The sequence below is a fragment of the Lysobacter panacisoli genome (assembly GCF_009765165.1).
In the GTDB taxonomy this organism is placed as follows: Bacteria; Pseudomonadota; Gammaproteobacteria; order Xanthomonadales; family Xanthomonadaceae; genus Lysobacter_J; species Lysobacter_J panacisoli.
In genome coordinates this window covers 2,494,880-2,512,513 of sequence record NZ_VLNU01000001.1, presented here as the reverse complement: position 1 = coordinate 2,512,513, position 17,634 = coordinate 2,494,880, and the positions used below count along the sequence as shown (strand labels likewise).

The 17,634-nt window shown below is 66.2% G+C and carries 12 protein-coding genes; 6 read left to right on the top strand and 6 right to left on the bottom strand.

Annotated features, from left to right (window positions below; all coding sequences use genetic code 11):
• Positions 1–80 precede the first annotated feature (80 nt).
• The 3 genes from FOF45_RS11775 to dxs all read left to right on the top strand — a co-directional run bounded on the left by FOF45_RS11775 (position 81) and on the right by dxs (position 4,038).
• Complete coding sequence (locus FOF45_RS11775; protein ID WP_158985080.1) at positions 81–743, top strand: HNH endonuclease; 663 nt, start codon at positions 81–83, stop codon at positions 741–743.
• A gap of 154 nt (positions 744–897) precedes the next feature.
• Complete coding sequence (locus FOF45_RS18170; protein WP_199244476.1) at positions 898–2,013, top strand: hypothetical protein; 1,116 nt, start codon at positions 898–900, stop codon at positions 2,011–2,013.
• Positions 2,014–2,130: 117 nt separating this feature from the next.
• The gene (gene dxs / locus FOF45_RS11765) at positions 2,131–4,038 is read left to right on the top strand and encodes a 1-deoxy-D-xylulose-5-phosphate synthase (RefSeq protein ID WP_158987473.1); all 1,908 of its coding nucleotides are present in this window, start codon (positions 2,131–2,133) and stop codon (positions 4,036–4,038) included.
• A gap of 19 nt (positions 4,039–4,057) precedes the next feature.
• Here dxs and FOF45_RS11760 read toward each other — a convergent pair whose 3' ends face one another.
• Positions 4,058–5,071, bottom strand: coding sequence for a TraB/GumN family protein (locus tag FOF45_RS11760; RefSeq protein WP_158985078.1), 1,014 nt, complete (start codon positions 5,069–5,071; stop codon positions 4,058–4,060).
• A 61-nt stretch (positions 5,072–5,132) separates the two neighbouring features.
• On the bottom strand, positions 5,133–5,600 hold the full coding sequence (locus tag FOF45_RS11755) for a cupin domain-containing protein (RefSeq protein ID WP_158985076.1): 468 nt from the start codon (positions 5,598–5,600) through the stop codon (positions 5,133–5,135).
• A 105-nt stretch (positions 5,601–5,705) separates the two neighbouring features.
• Between FOF45_RS11755 and FOF45_RS11750 the strand changes: the two genes are divergently transcribed.
• Positions 5,706–7,181 (top strand): DUF1254 domain-containing protein, encoded by a 1,476-nt coding sequence (locus FOF45_RS11750; RefSeq protein ID WP_199244475.1) that lies wholly within the window; start codon positions 5,706–5,708, stop codon positions 7,179–7,181.
• Between the two features lie 53 nt (positions 7,182–7,234).
• Here FOF45_RS11750 and FOF45_RS11745 read toward each other — a convergent pair whose 3' ends face one another.
• The 4 genes from FOF45_RS11745 to FOF45_RS11725 all read right to left on the bottom strand — a co-directional run bounded on the left by FOF45_RS11745 (position 7,235) and on the right by FOF45_RS11725 (position 15,709).
• Positions 7,235–12,580 carry an autotransporter outer membrane beta-barrel domain-containing protein gene (locus tag FOF45_RS11745; protein ID WP_158985074.1) on the bottom strand — a complete coding sequence of 1,782 codons (5,346 nt, stop codon included), beginning with the start codon at positions 12,578–12,580 and terminating at the stop codon, positions 7,235–7,237.
• A gap of 512 nt (positions 12,581–13,092) precedes the next feature.
• A complete protein-coding gene (locus FOF45_RS11740) occupies positions 13,093–13,563 on the bottom strand; it encodes a hypothetical protein (protein ID WP_158985072.1) in 471 nt (156 codons plus the stop codon).
• 550 nt (positions 13,564–14,113) lie between these two features.
• Positions 14,114–14,368, bottom strand: a complete 255-nt coding sequence (locus tag FOF45_RS11735; RefSeq protein WP_158985070.1) for an XAC0095 family protein — start codon at positions 14,366–14,368, stop codon at positions 14,114–14,116.
• A 606-nt stretch (positions 14,369–14,974) separates the two neighbouring features.
• Positions 14,975–15,709, bottom strand: a complete 735-nt coding sequence (locus tag FOF45_RS11725) for a class I SAM-dependent methyltransferase (protein ID WP_158985066.1) — start codon at positions 15,707–15,709, stop codon at positions 14,975–14,977.
• A gap of 334 nt (positions 15,710–16,043) precedes the next feature.
• On the opposite strand from FOF45_RS11725, the gene FOF45_RS11720 reads away from it, so the two are divergent.
• The gene (locus FOF45_RS11720) at positions 16,044–16,523 is read left to right on the top strand and encodes a GNAT family N-acetyltransferase (protein ID WP_158985064.1); all 480 of its coding nucleotides are present in this window, start codon (positions 16,044–16,046) and stop codon (positions 16,521–16,523) included.
• 654 nt (positions 16,524–17,177) lie between these two features.
• On the top strand, positions 17,178–17,591 hold the full coding sequence (locus FOF45_RS11715) for a hypothetical protein (protein WP_158985062.1): 414 nt from the start codon (positions 17,178–17,180) through the stop codon (positions 17,589–17,591).
• Positions 17,592–17,634 lie beyond the last annotated feature (43 nt).

Sequence of the window (17,634 nt, the reverse complement as noted above, 5' to 3'; positions counted from 1 at the left end):
GCGACGAGAGCCCGCGGATAGTGTGATCCGCGGGCCTCATGTACACAGAACGTAAACAATGGCGTATAAGCTGGTTTCCGATGGAGACCGACAGAGCGACGCTACGCTTGGTCCGACCCGGAGCCAATCTGGATCCGGTCCGCCCCTCCTTCGTCCCGCGACCATCCCTCGACCGTCTGAACTCGGTGCGCCTGCTCTCGCTGGACGCACATGGACGCGTGCTCGACTGGATGAGCTGGCAGGACGCGACTTGTCTCTATGTGCGCGGTGCGGTCGCCTGGACACTGGGCGATCCATGCCTGCAGGTGCACGGCGGCATCAGCAGGCACAGTGGCCAGCGCAGCATGATCGAGCTGCATCCGATCGTTGCCGCGCGCAGCCACGCGCGTGCGCACGCGCTCGATCCCACCCCGGCCCTGACCAACGCCGCGCTGTTCGCGCGCGACGGTTACCTGTGCATGTACTGCGGTCACGACTTCAGCCGTCCGCATCTCACCCGCGACCATGTCATGCCGGTGTCCAAGGGCGGTCGCGACATCTGGGAGAACGTGGTCGCCGCGTGCTTCCACTGCAATTCCCGCAAGGGCAACCGCACCCCGCAGCAGGCCAGCATGCCGCTGCTCGCGGTCCCGTACCGGCCGAGCTGGGTCGAACATCTGATCCTGTCGAACCGCAACATCCTCGCCGACCAGATGGCCTTCCTCCGCAGCCAGCTGCCGAAGAACGCGCGCCTGCCCGCCTGAGCGCGGCCCGTGACGCCCATCGCGCTTTGCCGCATTCATTCTTTGGGGTGGCCGGGAGCTGACCAAGAACGCTCGTTTGCGACGCGTTGCGCGCGTTGACGACCGTAAAGGCGTCCGCAACACTCGCCAACCATTGCAAACCACGGAACCGACAATGCGCCTCACCCTCGGTCTGACCGGCATGGATCCGGCGACGGAATCCGCGCTCCAGGCAGCCTTCCAGGCCGCCAACGGCCGACTCGGCAGCCGCTGGGAGCTGATGTCGGATGCCGACGCCGACTACATCATCGTCGACATGGACAGCATGTACGGTCCGATGAGCTGGCTGCGCCTGCACGCGGCCGGCAAGAGCGTGGTGGCGCTGACCGCTGCCCAGCGCACGCAGGCCGATTTCCGCCTCGGCCAGCCGTTCGATGCCAACTCCGTGGGCAACCTGCTGCGCGAGATCGCCGAGCAGGCCGGCGTCGCCGTCGAGGAAGTCGCCGCCGCACCTGCGCCGACGCCCGCTCCCGCACCGGCTCCGGTCGCACCTGCCCCCGTTGCCGCCGCGCCCGTCGCGCCGCCCGCGCCGGTGGAACCGGCCGTCGTTGTCGAAGCCAAGCCCGCTGTGCCGGTCGCCGCCGCGCCCGCGGTCGAAGCACCGGCTCCGGTCGCGCCCGTCGTCGCCGAAGCGCCGGTCGAAGCACCCGCTGCGCCTGCACCCACCATCACCAGCGGCTCGCTGCTCGACTGGCTCGCCAACGATCGCCTCCGCGGTCGCGTGCGCCTGCGTGGCGTCGAAGAAGGCCTGCTGATCGATCTGGAACAGCGCGTCTACCACGGCCCGGCCGCGCTGAAGCCGCTGGCGCGTCATTTCGAAGGCCGCCTCGATTCTGTCGAGTTCGCCCCGGTGGACGCCGCCACGTGGGCCACGGAGAGCGCGCGCCTGGGCGCCGCGATGCCGCTGTCGCGCCTGGTGTGGTTCGGCAACCTGCTGGCCGGCAAGGGCGTGCTCGCTGCCGAGCACGATCCGCAGCGCCGCTACCTGATGATCAAGTGGCCGCAGACCGAGCGCGAATACCCCAAGCACTTCCGCATCGCGACCGTGATGATGAAGGGCCCGTCGCTGTTGCCGGAGATCGCCGAAGCCAGCGGCGTCACCGCCGCCGAAGTCGCCGACTTCATCAACGCCAACCTCGCCACCGGCTTCGCCGAGCCGGAGCGCGAACCCGAGCCCGTCGATCCCGGCAAGGCCGGCAGCGGCCTGTTCGGACGCCTGCGCGGCCGCTGATCTTCACGCCGTCTTGGCGGCGATCCGATCGCCGCAGCTGAACCCGTCCGGGGCCGTGCCTTGCCCGCCCCGGACGACGGCGGGACAATGGCGAACTTGCCGTCTGACCCCGTCGTGATGATCGACCCGCAACGCTATCCGCGTCTGTCCCGAATCCAGGTCCCTGCGGACCTTCGCCAGTTCCCCGAAGAGGAACTGTCCGCCATTGCCGACGAACTGCGCGCGTACCTGATCGAACAGGTCGCGCTGGTCGGCGGCCACTTCGGCGCGGGCCTGGGCGTGATCGAACTCACCGTCGCCCTGCACTGGCTGTTCGAGACGCCGGTCGACCGCCTCGTGTGGGACGTCGGTCACCAGACCTATCCGCACAAGATCCTCACCGGCCGCCGCGACATCATCCACACGGTGAAGCAGAAGGACGGTGTGGCGCCGTTCCCGAAGCGCGAGGAAAGCGAGTACGACACCTTCGGCGTGGGCCATTCGTCCACCTCGATCTCGGCCGCGCTGGGCATGGCGATCGCGCTGCAGCAGATGGGCGACGACCGCAAGGTCGTGGCCGTGATCGGCGACGGCGCGATGACCGCCGGCATGGCGTTCGAGGCGCTGAACCACGGCGGCGGCATGGATCCGGAGCCGAACCTGCTGGTGATCCTCAACGACAACCAGATGTCGATCTCGGAGAACGTCGGCGGCCTGACCCAGATGCTCGGCCGGCTCACCGGCAGCCGCACGCTCAACGCGATCCGCGAAGGCGGCAAGCGGCTGCTCGGCGACAAGAACAAGCCGGCGGCGAAGTTCGTCAAGCGCTGGGAAGAACACTGGAAGGGCATGTTCGTGCCGTCCACGCTGTTCGAGGAAATGGGCTTCCACTACACCGGCCCCATCGACGGCCACGACCTCCCTGCCCTGCTGTCCGCGCTGAAGACGCTCAAGACCCTGAAGGGTCCGCAGTTGCTCCACATCATCACCACCAAGGGCAAGGGCTACGAGCTCGCCGAAGGCGACCAGATCGGCTACCACGCGGTGGGTCCGTTCGATCCCGAGAAGGGACTGGTGAGCAAGCCCGGCGCGAAGAAGCCGACCTACACCGACGTGTTCGGCGAATGGCTGTGCGACATGGCCGCGGTCGAACCGAAGCTGCTGGGCATCACGCCCGCGATGCGCGAAGGTTCCGGCCTGGTGCGCTTCAGCAAGGAATACCCGCAGCGCTATTTCGACGTCGCCATCGCCGAGCAGCACGCGGTCACGCTCGCCGCGGGCATGGCGTGCGAAGGCGCCAAGCCGGTCGTGGCGATCTACTCCACGTTCCTGCAGCGCGGCTACGACCAGCTCGTGCACGATGTGGCGATCCAGCACCTCGACGTGCTGTTCGCGATCGATCGCGGCGGCGTGGTCGGCCCCGACGGTGCGACGCACGCGGGCAACCTCGACCTGAGCTACCTGCGCTGCGTGCCGAACATGGTGGTGATGGCGCCGGCCGACGAGAACGAATGCCGGCAGATGCTCAGCACCGGCTATCACCACACCGGTCCGGCCGCGGTGCGTTATCCGCGTGGCACCGGTCCGGGCGTGGCCGTGCAGGAGGCGCTCGACACGCTACCGATCGGCAAGGCGCAGGTGCGACGCACCGGCGCGAACCTGGCGCTGCTGGCGTTCGGTTCGGTCACCGCGGCGGCCGAAGCGGTCGCCACGGAACTCGGCCTGACCGTGGTCAACATGCGCTTCGTGAAGCCGCTCGACCGTGCGCTGATCCTGGAACTCGCGCGCACCCACGCGGGCTTCGTCACGATCGAGGACAACGTCGTCGCCGGCGGCGCGGGTTCGGGCGTGGCGGAACTGCTGTCCGCCGAGGGCATCGTGCTGCCGGTCCTGCACCTGGGCCTGCCGGACGAATTCCAGCATCACGCCAGCCGCGAACAGCTGCTGTCCGAATCCGGACTCGACGCCGCGGGCATCCGCGCGGCGGTGCTCACGCGCTGGCCGGACCTCGGCCGTCCGAACGTCGCGATAAGCGCCGCGGGCTGATGCCTGTCTCCGCGGCGCGCTACGGCGCGACCGCGGGCTGCGGTTCCTCGACCACGTAGCCCTTCGCGCGCAGCTTGGCGATGTAGCCGTCGGGCTTGATCAACTCGCGCATCGGCATCGCCGCGAACGTCACGCGATTCTTCGCGAGCGCCGTCTCCGCCGCCTCCAGCCAGCGCTCCGCGACCTGCGCTTCGATGTCCCCCGTGCGCTTGCGCAGCACGCCGGCCTGCGCCGCCGCGCGCAGGCAGGCTTCGTTCTGGTCGGTGTAGGGCAACGCCTTCAAGGCTTCGAGATCGCCGATCGCCCACGCGTTGGCGCGATCGCGCATGGTGTCCAGATCCGACTCCAGCCGCTGCATCGTCTTGGAAAAGCAGTCGAGGTCTTCGAGCCGGCTCGCGCGGAACTCGTTCAGCGCGACCTTCGGATCCTCGATCATCACGGTGACCATCGTCGACGTGCGCGGCACGTCATGGCGCTTGGCCATGCGTTCGACCACCGGCCACACCACGCCGCCCTGGCGCAGGCCGATGTCCTCGATGGCCTCCTGGTACAGCGTCATCGCCGCGAAGATCGGACGGTAGTACTCCACGTCGCGATCGTTGCCGATGTAGCGCAGCTTGAGCGCCAGCCAGCGCGCGTAGAGATCGGGCGGCACGATCTGCTGCAGCGTCTGGCCGTCGGGATTCTTGCGCGCGCCGAACGCCTTCGGCGCCAGCGCGAGCCGGCCGAAGAAGCCGATGTCCGCGTCGATGCGCACGCCCGGAGGCTCGATCACCTCCTGTGCCTGCTCGATCACTTTCTCGACGTCGCGCGATTCCCACTCGATGCGCTTGGGCAACGGCGACACCGTACCGAGCACCCACAGCGTGTGCTCGCCGCGGTGCACTTTCCACATGCCGGGCCCGGGCTGCACGCCACTGACGACCAGCGTTTCCATGTCGCGGATGGGCGGCAAGGCCGCCTGCTGCGCACGCACGGCGTGCGGCGCGATGTAAAGAACCACGGACAGCATGACGACGAATCCGGAACGCATGACCACTCCCTGGGCAAACGAGCGAAGACTACGACCAGCGCGAAGAGGCGGAGTTCCCGCGTCAGTCCACGGCACCGCCACGGGAAAGTAGCGCCCGCGCCACCTCGCTGTCCCCTGCCAGGAGTTCGAAGCCTTCCCAGACGAACCCCGGCGACACCGTGCACGCGACCAGTGTCCAGTCGTCAAGCGGTCGTGCGGATTGCCAGCGGCCGGCGCGCACCACGTGCATCGCGACGCCACCGCGCGCGGCACCATCCAGCGTCACCGACGAAAGCGCGCCGGTCTCCGCGTCGAATTCCTGCAGCGCCAGCGCGCCGCCGTCCTGCCAGTGCCACGCTTCGTCCGCATCCACGCGATGCGAGCGGCTGCGTTCGCCGCGCGCAAGCAGGTAGTGGATGGCGGTGAGCGCGGGGCGCGCGATGCCGTTTCCCTGCACCTGCACATCCGATTCAAAGATGCGGCGGTAATGCCCGCCTTCGGGATGCGGCGACAACTGCAACGAAGCGATGAGCCGTTCGACGGAGTCCATCCCGCCATCGTATCGCGGCGACACCACCGCCAGCGCCTTCACGGCCCCTTCGCGCTCGCGGGAATGTGCTATCGCACCTGATCGCCCAACGACCCGGTGACCGCCATGCAAGCACGCGTGCAGTGCAACCGCGATCCACACCTCCTCGCCTTCCTGCTCGTTCTGGCGAGTGCGATGACCGGATGCCAGAAGGCCACGCCCGATGCCGCCGCTCCGCCGGTCACGCCGCCTGCATCGACACCGGCCGCCGACGATGCCCGGGCGATCGCCAAAGAGGCGTACATCTACGGCTTCCCGATGGTCGACAGCTATCGCATCCAGTACTCGTACTTCGTCGACGCGAAGAATCCCGAGTACAAGGGTGTGTGGAACGAAATCCACAACACCGCGCGCGTCTACACGCCGCAGGACAAGGCGATCCAGACGCCCAATTCCGATACGCCGTACTCGCAGCTCGGTGCGGACCTGCGCGCCGAACCGCTGGTGCTCTCGGTGCCAGCCGTCGAGAAGGGACGCTACTACTCGGCTCAGTTCATCGACATGTACACGCACAACTTCGCCTACGTCGGCAGCCGCGCGACTGGCAACGAGGCCGCCAACTTCCTGCTTGCCGGGCCCGACTGGAAGGGTGAGAAGCCGCAGGGCATCAAGGATGTGATCCGTTCGGAAACGCAACTGGTGTTCGTGCTGTTCCGTACCCAGCTGTTCAACGCCGCCGACATCGTCAACGTGAAGAAGATCCAGGCCGGCTACAAGGTGCAGCCGCTGTCGAAGTTCCTCGGCACGCCGGCGCCGCCGGCCGCGCCGCCCATAGACTTCATCGCGCCGCTGACGCCTGAACAGCAGAAGACCTCGCCGGAGTTCTTCCGCGTCCTCAACTTCCTGCTGCAGTTCTGCCCCACCGATCCCAGCGAGACGGAGCTGATGGCGCGGTTCGCGAAGATCGGCGTCGGCGCGGGCAAGCCGTTCGATGTCGCGTCGCTGCCACCCGACCAGCGCAAGGCCATCGAGGACGGCATGGCCGACGCCTGGAAAGCTTTCGCCGAGCACAAGGCGACGGCGATCGATACCGGCAAGGAGAGCAGCGCCGATGCCTTCGGCACGCGCCAGTACCTGCAGAACAACTACCTGCGGCGCATGACCGGCGCGGTACTCGGCATCTATGGCAACTCGAAGGAAGAAGCGGTCTATCCGGTGTACTTCACCGATTCGACGGGCGCGAAGCTGGATGGAACGACGGGCCGATACACGCTGCGTTTCGCGCCTGGCCAACTGCCTCCGGCGAACGCGTTCTGGTCGGTCACGATGTACGAACTGCCAGCCAGCCTGCTCAGCGCGAACGCGTTGAATCGCTATCTGATCAATTCGCCGATGCTGCCGAATCTGAAGAAGGATCCCGACGGCGGGATCACGCTCTACCTGCAGCACGAATCGCCCGGCAAGGACAAGGAAGCCAACTGGCTTCCCGCGCCGAAAGGCCCGTTCTTCGCGGCCATGCGCATCTACTGGCCGAAGCCGGAAGCGATCGACGGACAATGGAAGGCGCCGCCGCTGCAGCGCGCGGATGCGGCTGCTCCTTAAGCCCCTTACGTCGGAGCCGCCCGGAGTTGTCCGGGCGGCTCGCCGCGTGGGGATTACCAGCCCTTGCGGATACCCAGCATGCCGGTCACGCCACGGTCGTCGTCGCTGCCCTGCTGCACGCCGAGGTTGAACCAACCCGTCCACTTGGAACCCAGGTCCGCCTCGGCGCCGGCCTTGATCTCGTAGACGTTGCTCGAACGATCTAGGCTGGTACGCACGCCGTCGAAGGCCACGCCGTCGTGGTAGCCGTTGTGCCACCAGTTCGCTTCCACGAACGGCTGCACGCGCTTGCCGGCGCCTGCATCCGTGCGACCGTACAGCCGCGCGCCGACGCGTGTGGTGAGGCCGTTCGAGTCCGTGCCATCGACGCGGGTGAGATTGGCTTCGACGTGATCGTCAGCGGAATAGTCGCTGTAGATCGCCTGCACCTGCGGCTCCAGGTAGACCGTGCTGTGCTCGCCGCGATGCACGGCCAGACCGTAGCCGGCTTCGAGCGAGGCGCTCCAGCTGTCGGCGTTGTAAGACTCGGTCGGCAGGCCTTCGCCGTGCACCTTGTTGTCGAAGCGGCCGAACTGCGCCCAACCGTCCACGTACAGGCCGGTCGACTCGCCCGGCGCGCTGTTCGCCTTGGCGAACCACGTCCCATAGGCACCGATCGCGTTACCACTGACGCGGCCTTCGGTCTGGCGACCCGAGACGTCGGACTGCGAATGCGTGTCCGCCTCGCCGTGGCTGCCCATGAGACCGACGTGCAGGCGACCTTCGCCCGGGTGGCGCACCGTCTCCGCGCCGACCTGCACGACACTGCTGTCGCCGCGCACATCGAGCTGCTTCACGCCATTGCGGCTCACGCCGGACTGCATCTCGTCGCGCTGCACGCGCGCCCAGCCGGCGAAGCCGCCGTCCTGGCGACCTTCGACGAACGCCAGCTCACCGGCGCGGTCGCGCAGGGTCTGCTTGAGCATCGTGCCCGCCATGTACTGGTTGCCGAGGTAGGCACCCACTTCCGGACGCAGACGCTGCGGTCCGAGCGGCGCCGGTGTGCCACCCGTACCCGGCGTGCCGCCCGAATCCGGCGTGCCCGGCGTGCCAGACGTATCCGGCGGAGTGACGACTACCGGCGCATCCGAACGCAGGTACCAGTCGCCATCGTTCGGATCGGCCTTGCCGCCGTGGTACAGGTCGTACTCGAACGCACCGGCGACCACGCGACCGTCGAGGCCGAACGTACCGTTGGACTGGCCGTCGACGCGCACCACCTGGATGCCGTCGGCGTTGCTGTACGCACCGGTGCCGGACACGGCATCGACGTGCAGCTTGCTGCTGCCAGCGGTATCGCCCTGCACGATCAGCCGGTCGGTCAGCGAGTTGTCGCCGTCGAGCACCGTGTTGATCTGCACCGTGCCGCCCTGCCCCGTGTAGTTGCCCGCGACGGTGAGCGTGTTGCCGACGCTCGCGCCGCCCAGTCGCACGAGACCGGCGTTGTTCAACGCACCGACGGTCGCGTTGCCGGCATTCGCCGTCAGCGTGCCCGCGTTGTCGACGGTGCCGTGGACGAATGCGCCGTCGAGCGCCGTCAGCTGTGCGCCGCTGGCGATGCGCGCATCGCCGGCCATCGCGCCGTTCGCGGCGAGCTGCAACGTGCCGGCATCCACCTGCGTCGGGCCGGTGAAGCCGGCCAGTGCCTGATCGACGCTCAGCGTCGCGCCACCGAGCTTCACCAGCGTGCCGTCGCCGGTGACCGTGTTGTCCAGCGACCAGTCGCTGTCGGCAGTGAGGTTCATCGTGCCGGCGTTGGCGATCGTCGCGCTGCCCAGGTGCGTCGGCTGCGATGCCGCCAGCGTGGTGCCGGAGGCGATGTCGAAATCGCCTGCAAACGCACTGTTGTCGCCGCTCAGCGTGACGTTGGCGCTGTCGCGCAGTGCCACCGTGCCCGCACCCGCGAGCTGCTTGGCGAGCGTGCCATTGGGGCTCGTGCCCGGCGCGGCCGTCACGTTGCCGAGCGTGAGGCGATCGCCGCCGGCCGCGAGCGTGATCGTGCCCGTGTCGCCCACGCCCTGCACATCGTTGAGGATCAGCTGCGAGCCGTCGATCACGTCGACGTTGCCGGTGTACGCGGCATTGGCGCCATTCACTTCGACGATGCTCGGATCGAGCGTGAGCGTGCCGCTACCGGCCAGCGTGTTCGCCTCGATGGTGCCACCGAGCGGATCGCCGCTGGTGCGCTGCGCATCGCTGATGGTCAGCGCACCATCGAGTTGCAGATGGCTGCCGGCCTGCGTGACCAGCTTGCCGACGGTCTGGCTGTGGCCGTTCAGATCGGCGCTGGCACCGGTCGCGACATCGAGCAGCGAGGTCGCGCCGAGCACGTGGTCGTTGTCCATGCGCAGCGTGCCCGTCTGCACGTGCGTCTCGCCCGTGTAGTCGTTGGCCGAATTGGACAGGCTGACGAGGTTGGCGCCGGCATCGATGGCCAGGTGGCCCGTGCCCGTCACCTTCGCCGCAAGATCGGTGTCCAGACCGGTCGCGCCGGCATCGGGAGCGAGCGTGAGCGTCTGACCGTCCTGCACATTGAGCTGGCGCAGGCCGTAGCCCACGAACAGGCCCTGCTGGCCGGCAGCATCGACGGTGTTGAAGATGAAATCGTGGTCGGCGACGGCGACGACGTTGCCGCCTTCGATGACATTCGTCTGCAACGCGTTGCTGATCGGCTGCTGCGTGGTCGCATCGATGAAGGCGAGGTTGCTGCCGCTGCCGGTGACCGCGCCGTTCGCTGCGATCAGTTGCAACTGCACGTCGTCGTCCTGGGACAGCAGATTGGCATCGCCGCTCGGCGTCGGATGGTTGACCAGGCCGCTGCTGGCAAGGTCGAGCGCGATCTCGCCGCCGTTGAGCGCGAGGTCGCCCACCGCGATCGAAGCGTCGGCCGAGGCACTGCCCGGAACACGCACGCCCGGGAAGACGACGCGACCGCCGTTGAGGTTCAAGCCGCCGATGGTCTGCGTACCGGTGCCGACGGTGGTGGTGTTGCCGGCATCGAGCTGCAGCGTGGCATTCGCCAGCGCCGCGGTGTTGGTGCCGGACAAATCGAAGCGGCTGTTGCCCAGCTGCGCGGTGCCGGCGAAGCCACCGCTCGCGTCGGAGAACGCGAACGCGTTGGTCGTATCGACAAGGCCCACGGTGAACAGGCCGCTGCCGGCCAGCGCATTGTTGAAGGTGAAATCGCCCGCAGTCGTCGGCGCGACGGCCAGCGTCGCACCACTGTCGACGGTCGCGGTGCCGGAGCCAAGCGCATCGCTGCGCGTGATCGCCAGCGTGCCGGCGTGCACGTTGCTGCCGCCGCTGTAATCGCTGGCGGCATTGAGCGTCAGCGTGCCCGCGCCGGCCTTGTCGAGCGCACCCACGCCCGTCACCGACGACGAAGACGCCACATCGAAACCGTTGCTGTCGATGGTGCCACCGCCGGACAGCAGGTTGACGCCGTTGACGAGACCGCTGATGAAGTCGGTGCTCGCGGCCGAAGCACGCAGCACACCGTCGTCCATCGCGAAGCTGGCCGTGCCCGCACCGGCCGCCACCTGCCCGGTGGTCAGCGTGCCGCCGTTGAGCAGACCGAGCGAACCGACGCTGCCGGCGTTGTTGCCCAGCACCACGCGGCTGGCCTGCATCGTCGCGTCGTGATCGACGGTGACGAAGCCGGTGCCACTGTTGCCGATGGTGGTCTGTCCCGCGCTCGTCCAGGTGCTGCCCGCGCCGTCGATGGTCGCGGTGCCGGAGCTGCCGGCGTTCAGGCCCACATTCACGGAACCAATCGTCTCGACGACGCCGCCGCGTTGCACATCAAGCGTGCCGGTGCCCGAGACGCCGATGCGTCCATCGAACAACGGACTGGTCATGCTGAGCCTTCCGCCATCGGCGACGGTAATGCTACCGCTGTCGCCCATCGCACTGCCAACCCGGAGCGCTGTCGCGGTCGTCGCACCGCCCTGCAGCACCTGCAGCTGTCCTCGATCGACGTACACGCCGGTGGTGGAAAGGCTACCGCCATCCCGGACCCGCATCGTCGCATCGCCGGTCGCATTCTTGATGTTCACGCCACCGGCACCCGTTTTGAGCTGGCCGCCGTCGGCGACTTCGAGCGTCCCCCCAAGTACGTTCGCGGCCCGCCACAGTTGCGGGCTGTTGCTCGTGAGCGTGAGCGTGCCGCTGCCGAGCTTCTGCACGGTGCCGACAGTCACTCCGCCGGACGTGACCGAACCGGCAAACGTGGTATCGCGATCGTTGACCAGATTGAGTGAATCGAAGCCGACCACCTGCGAGCCTGCATCACCGGACAGATTGTTGACCGTGCTGAAAATACCACTCACCGCCGGGGCACCTTGCAGCGTCGCGCCCGCGGCCACATGCACCGAACTGCTGTTGCGCAGCGCATCGACGAAGCTCACGTTGAGCGTACCGCCCGATACCGTCGTCGCGCCCGAGTAGTTCGTGCCGGCCGAAAGCGTCGTCGTGCCGCTGCCCGCCTTCTCCAGCGTGCCGGTGCCTGTGATCACGCCGAGGGTGAGATTGCCGTCGCGATTGACGATCAGGCTGCCGTTGTTGGCGATGCTGCCGTTGACGCTGCCAGTCGTACCACCACTGCCCAGGCGCAGCGTGCCGCCGTTGTTCACGGTGGTCGTCACAGCGGATCCACCATTTCCCTGGACCGCACCGTTCAAGGTGAGATCGCCGGAGACCTGGACCTGGCCCGCGCCGCCAGTCGCCGTGGTGACATTGCCACCCAACGTCCAGACGCTGCCGGCCGTCGAGTTGAGGCTGGCCCAACCGGAATTGAGCGTTCCGCCGAAGTTATCGTTCTCGCTGCCCGTGCCCGTCAGCACCAGACGGTTGGTGTTTCCAGTAGTAAGGAGGGCGGTACCGCCCGCGGGGTTGAACTGCGAGCCCGTGCCGAGGGTGACCGTGGTGTTGGCAGCGCCGGAAAGCGATATGCCGCTCGTCCCGCTGTTGACGATGCCGTTGTTGAAGATGTTGGAGTTCGATCCCTGGACCAGTAGACCGATCGCAGAGCCTCCGATCGTGCCGTTGTTGGTGAAGGTCCACGCGGTGCCGGTCGGCGCGACGATGCCGTTGCCCGCCGTGTCGACATAGCTGGTGCCGGCGCCAAGAAGGTAGGTGTTGTCCGCGGTCGGCGAGAGCGTGAACGGCGTGACGCCGGACGGCGTATCCGGGATCACCGTAACCGCGTGCGCCTGCAGCAGCGCCGAGCTCAGCACGAGCGCGAGCGCGCCTCCAGCGACTCGGCGCCCACTAGCGCTCTTGCCCCGCGCTGCGGTCAGCTCGCTGACCACGACCCAAGTGCGAAGGGCCTGGCTCCATACGATGCGGTAGATCTTGTTCATCTGAGTTACGTCCTGAGGCTGGAAATCGGAAACGGCTGACGCCCGCGCTGCGACCGGGTCGCGCGTCGGAACGTGTCTGGTTGGTCGGAGGGGCCCTTGGCCCTGCACGGGGTTTCGCGGGGGGCTCTTCGGGAGAGCCGGTGCGTTACGCGTGCAATTGCGTCACTGCTTCTGCGACAAAGGATCAATGAAGGCCATGATCGGCCTCTCGAATCCGTCATCGAATAGGACGAATCCTATTTGCTGGGGAAAGTCCCAATCACGCGGGGTGGCATGCGACTTCACCCCGCTCATGCCCGGCTGGAGCCCGCGTAGCCGGGTAAGCGAAGCGCACCCGGGGCTTGCCGGCAGCGGTAAGGTGTCCCGGGTGCGGCCTGCGGCCTTACCCGGGCTACGCGGGCTGGACCTGGGTTCCCGGTAAACACCCTGCGCGTGTAGCCCGGGTAAGCGCAGCGCACCCGGGGTTTTCCGCACGCCCAGCGCCCTGAAGCGCTGGGCGTGGCGGTTCGATGTCACATGGTGGGCTTCGTCTCGGCCTGGCGTGTGCTGCGGCTGAAACGCGCCGACAGCGCCTTGCGCAGCCCTTCCAACCCCTCGCCCTTGCCCGCCACCTTGAGCAGCGCGTAGCCCTCCAGGGCGCCGCTCATGATGTCGCTGCCCAACGCGGTTTCGGTATCGGTGGCGCGCTCATGCAGCCGCGCCAATCGCACCAGACGCGGGCGCAGTTGATCCAGCGCTTTCAGGTCTTCGCGCAGCGCCGCCAAATCGAAGTTCGGCGGGATCACGCCCGGGTTCGCGTTGAGCACGTCCATCGCCTGTCGGCAGAAGGCTTCGGATTTGTCGCCCATCTTCGCCAGTTGCCGGCGCTGGTCCGCGGGCATGGCGATAAGCGGGGCGAGGTGCGTCTCCAGCGCACCCAGGCATACATCGATGGCGTCCCACTGCTCTGCCGAGATGGTGAGGGAGATCAGGTTCTGACTCATACGTCCTTGGTTCCTTGTCTTTGCACCGGCCCATCCGGCCGGCGATTCACCTTAGACGTCGGCGCACGCGTGCAACGCGGCGGAGCAGCGGAACGAGAAAACTTCTGAGTGTTTAGGCGCGCGCTTAGGCTCGCGAATCGTCCCGGCCCGTGTGCAAGCAAATGCGATGCGCGCGCAACGCTCGCTGATCCGATCGCAACCCATGCCCGCTTGCGCGCAAGGCAAACCCGTTCGACCGCGAGCCGTTTCGGCTTGCGTGCAAGCCAGAACGACTGACGCGCGAACCGCAGCGGCTTGCGCGCGACTCGTCACGCCTTGCGCGCAAGGCAATTTCGCCCAGTCGCAACGCATTCCGGCTTGCGCGCGAGACGGATTGGCTTGCGGACGAGGTATTCCGGCTTGCGCGCAACGTAATTTGCCTTGCGCACGACACGCGCCGGCTTGCGCGCAAGGTAATTTGCCTTGCGCGCAAGCCAATTCCATTCGCGAACGACGCAAGCCGAATGGAGCGCCGCCCGCGAGGTGCGGGCGGCAGGCTCACTCCGGTCGTTCAGGACGCACGCCACTTCGCGCCCTGGACCACCTCGTCCAGCGCGCAGGCAAGACGCTCGAAGCTCGCCATCAGGGCATCCGGCGACAGCTCGAATTCCTCGGCGTCATAGACGATGCGCGCGGCGGACACGCGCGACAGCAGGTGCAGGTGCTCGGCGGTACGGATCAACGTGCCGCGCGAGGATTCGCTCAGCACATAGCCGGGGGAACGGGAAACGGATGACGCGGAACCAGACCGGTTCTTCTTACGCATGAGTCGCTCCATTGACAGTAATCCCTGCATGACGCCGCAAGGGTGTCGGGAGGTTCGAAACCGCCTGTAGACGGTGGGCGTATTCCCCTTGCGGGTTTTGTATTGGCCGCCCTCCCGACGCGGAGCAACTGCGTCGAGTGCCCGGAGCCGGGCACAAAAAACCCGTCGATTTCGACGACGGGCTACCGCTACAGGACTGGAGTTTCGACACTCCGGCGCGGAGTCTGCTATCGGCGCGCAACGTGCGTAACCGCGAAAATGGCGCGCCCCGCGTGCGCGCCATTTCATCGACACGCGTAGCCCGGGTAAGCGCAGCGCACCCGGGTCCTGCCGCCGACGACGCGTGTCCCCGGGTGCGGCCTGCGGCCTTACCCGGGCTACGCGGGCTCTGCTGCGTAGCTACTTGCCCCGCACGAGGATTGGCACGTAGCACGCTTTCGACCCAAAACGGACGTTCGTCGGCAGTTGGGCGGTTGGATATGGGGCACTCATGAAAACGCCGTCCGCCTGGAGCGACAAGGTCACGGCCGGCTAGTCGCCAGCCGGCCCCGTTCCGGTCGAGCCGCGCCCGCTGGCTCGGCAGATCACGGTGGCAGCGGCAGAGGCTTATCGGTTGGCGATCAGATATTGACACCATCCGGTGTGCGACCAATAGGCCAAGGTCGCCGATACGATGTCGGCTCCGTTGGCTGAGTGGATTGCAAGCTCCTGATCGACAAACGGAACCGACGCAATTCCTGTTTCTCGTATTTCGAGACCGTGTAATTTCAGTGTCTGTGCGATCAAGTCAAAGCTCGGCACTTCTTCTTTGTGCGTTTTATCGCAGTGATAGCTACCAGTAAAAACTTTGACGCCAGCGGCTTTCAGATCTTCCGTGCGCGGGAGATCGACGGAGGACGGGTGTGGCCATTCAAGGTAGATTGATCCGTTCTGCGACAATCGGCGTGCGCACATTTCGACAAAGAGTTGCGGTTGATCTATGTGCTCGATGAAGTTTGCCGCTAATACCGCCCCAAATTCCACACCTCTGAACTCCGGTGGCTCGGATGGCCAACTGCCAACTTCATAACCGTCGTACTTGTGGAAGTCCTGACCTTTAGTATTCGCCCATGCGTACATCTTGAGGTCGCGTCGCTTTGGCTTGAGCCACTCACGAAAGACCTGCAGGACACCATCTCCTGCGCCCGCATCAAGGACAGCAGTGCCTATCGGGAGTGTCTTCAGGAAGCGGGTGCGCGAGCTGAATGTGTGAAATGCCTGTGTCGCATCAATACTGCTAAGGCGCGGCGGGCGACCCGGATTGAACCAAGCGACAATATCTTCCGTCGAAAAGCGCTTCATGTTCCCTCCATTGACTATTTGAACTCAAGTCATAACGGCGTGAACCAATTTTCCTGCGTCATCACATCCAATCGACCTCCATCCGGACGTTAGACTATCGCAGGAGTCAGGCAGCACCGCCGCCGTTAAGCCGATAATCAGCCAGGTCGACCAGGACGACGCGCACGAGTTGCGGCTTGGGGCCCGCGGGTGCTTAGCGATGCAAGGGCGTTCGTAGAGGACGCTTCAGCCTAACCCGCCATCAACGTCCGCTCCTGGCCGATAGCGGACGTTCGGCCGGGCCAAGCTCGCGGTGGCGATGCTAATGTCACTTCCGATCCATAGCGGACCTCGCATGCACATCCGACTGGCCGCCGCCGCAGACTTCGATGCCATGTGGGCCCTCTTCCAATCCGTCATCGCCAGGGCGGACGCATTGCCCTTCTCGGACGGATTCACAGTGGAGGCATTTCGCAGCCACTGGTTCACGACGCAGACGTCGCATGTGGCCGTGACCGAAGCCGGGGTCGTCGGCATGTACAAGATGGGCGCCAATTACCCCGACCTGGGCGACCACGTGGCCAGCGCCACCTACGTCGTGGATCCTGCGGCACAGGGGCAAGGCATCGGCCGCGCCCTGGTCGAGCACAGTCTGGTGCAGGCGCGATCGGCCGGCTTCCTTGCCATGCAGTTCAACTATGTCGTGAGCACCAACGCACCGGCCGTCGCGTTGTACCGGAAACTCGGCTTCGTCATCGTGGGCACACTGCCCAAGGCGTTCCGGCATCGGGGCCTGGGTCTGGTCGATGCCTACGTCATGCACCGGTTCCTGTAGCCCGCGCGCGTAGCCCGGGTAAGCGCAGCGCACCCGGGGCGTGCCGCCGACGATGACGTGTCCCCGGGTGCGGCCTGCGGCCTTACCCGGGCTACGCTTGCTTGTTTGCCGGACCCAGGTTCCGTAATCTCGCGCCGGATCAAGGGGATGCACCACACTCGCGAAGTGTGGTGCCGAATGAACAACCGGGCCATCGGTCCGTCTATGGGGTAGTTCGGCCTCAGATGCGCGTCCTTACCTACGTGTACGACGAGTCAGAGCTCACGCGCATAACGAGCCTCCTGCATGAGAAAGGCATTCCCACGTTTTGCAGATCGGTCAGGCCCGCTCGCGGTGCCGTCCCGCGATGGATCGTCTTCGTCTGCCTCAACTCTCAAGCGTCTGACGCCGCACAGGTCCTGAAAGACCCGAACCATGTTCCTTCCTATTCCGTAAACGTCGATACATTCGAGCGCGCCGCGTACTCCCGGAACATGGATCTACTGGTCAAGTGGGGCACCATTCTTCTTGTGTCTGTGGCTGCGTTGTTCGCTCTCGTGGTTTCCATCGCCTACAAGCAGGCCCTCTGAGGACTGACAGCCCATTCAAGCCGGAGCTGCTTTTCGCCTCATCTCGATGCAGGCTTCTCGATGTCGTTACATGCCAAGGAGAGCAATGACCATGCGCTGGTGGGAAAGCGGACTGATTGGCGGCATCGTTCTCTCGGGTACCACGGCTTTCAATGCCGGCAAGGCGCTCGTCGGTGGTATCGATGGGCCGGTGCCCTGGACCGACATCTTCGGCGTTGTCGCCGCTACCTTCGGCATGGGCTTCCTTTGTGGCGTCATGGTCTGGTCTGGAAAGGACCTTCATCGGCGATTTGGCGCCGCGGGTGATGCCCTGGTCGGAATGGCCGTCATGTTGGTGTTCTTCGCCTGCTGCATGCTGCTGTTCGCTCCGGAACTACTCGGGCCGAAGTTGCGAAACGATGGGCTGCTGATGCTGACCGTCGCCACGGTGGCCGGTGCGATTGGCGGGATCTGGTTTGGGCATGACATCGACGATGAGGCATCACCGCCGGGTGCCTGACCATTCTTTCTGGATGAGAGCGCGGAGTTCCAACTGCTCTAAG

What these genes read in the sequence shown, in the direction of transcription:
- FOF45_RS11750 (WP_199244475.1), top strand. Translation starts at nt 5,706, where the DNA reads ATGCAAGCACGCGTGCAGTGCAACCGCGATCCACACCTCCTCGCCTTC.
- FOF45_RS11760 (WP_158985078.1), bottom strand. Translation starts at nt 5,071, where the DNA reads ATGCGTTCCGGATTCGTCGTCATGCTGTCCGTGGTTCTTTACATCGCG.
- FOF45_RS11775 (WP_158985080.1), top strand. Translation starts at nt 81, where the DNA reads ATGGAGACCGACAGAGCGACGCTACGCTTGGTCCGACCCGGAGCCAAT.
- FOF45_RS11740 (WP_158985072.1), bottom strand. Translation starts at nt 13,563, where the DNA reads ATGAGTCAGAACCTGATCTCCCTCACCATCTCGGCAGAGCAGTGGGAC.
- FOF45_RS11715 (WP_158985062.1), top strand. Translation starts at nt 17,178, where the DNA reads ATGACCATGCGCTGGTGGGAAAGCGGACTGATTGGCGGCATCGTTCTC.
- dxs (WP_158987473.1), top strand. Translation starts at nt 2,131, where the DNA reads ATGATCGACCCGCAACGCTATCCGCGTCTGTCCCGAATCCAGGTCCCT.
- FOF45_RS11745 (WP_158985074.1), bottom strand. Translation starts at nt 12,580, where the DNA reads ATGAACAAGATCTACCGCATCGTATGGAGCCAGGCCCTTCGCACTTGG.
- FOF45_RS11735 (WP_158985070.1), bottom strand. Translation starts at nt 14,368, where the DNA reads ATGCGTAAGAAGAACCGGTCTGGTTCCGCGTCATCCGTTTCCCGTTCC.
- FOF45_RS18170 (WP_199244476.1), top strand. Translation starts at nt 898, where the DNA reads ATGCGCCTCACCCTCGGTCTGACCGGCATGGATCCGGCGACGGAATCC.
- FOF45_RS11725 (WP_158985066.1), bottom strand. Translation starts at nt 15,709, where the DNA reads ATGAAGCGCTTTTCGACGGAAGATATTGTCGCTTGGTTCAATCCGGGT.
- FOF45_RS11755 (WP_158985076.1), bottom strand. Translation starts at nt 5,600, where the DNA reads ATGGACTCCGTCGAACGGCTCATCGCTTCGTTGCAGTTGTCGCCGCAT.
- FOF45_RS11720 (WP_158985064.1), top strand. Translation starts at nt 16,044, where the DNA reads ATGCACATCCGACTGGCCGCCGCCGCAGACTTCGATGCCATGTGGGCC.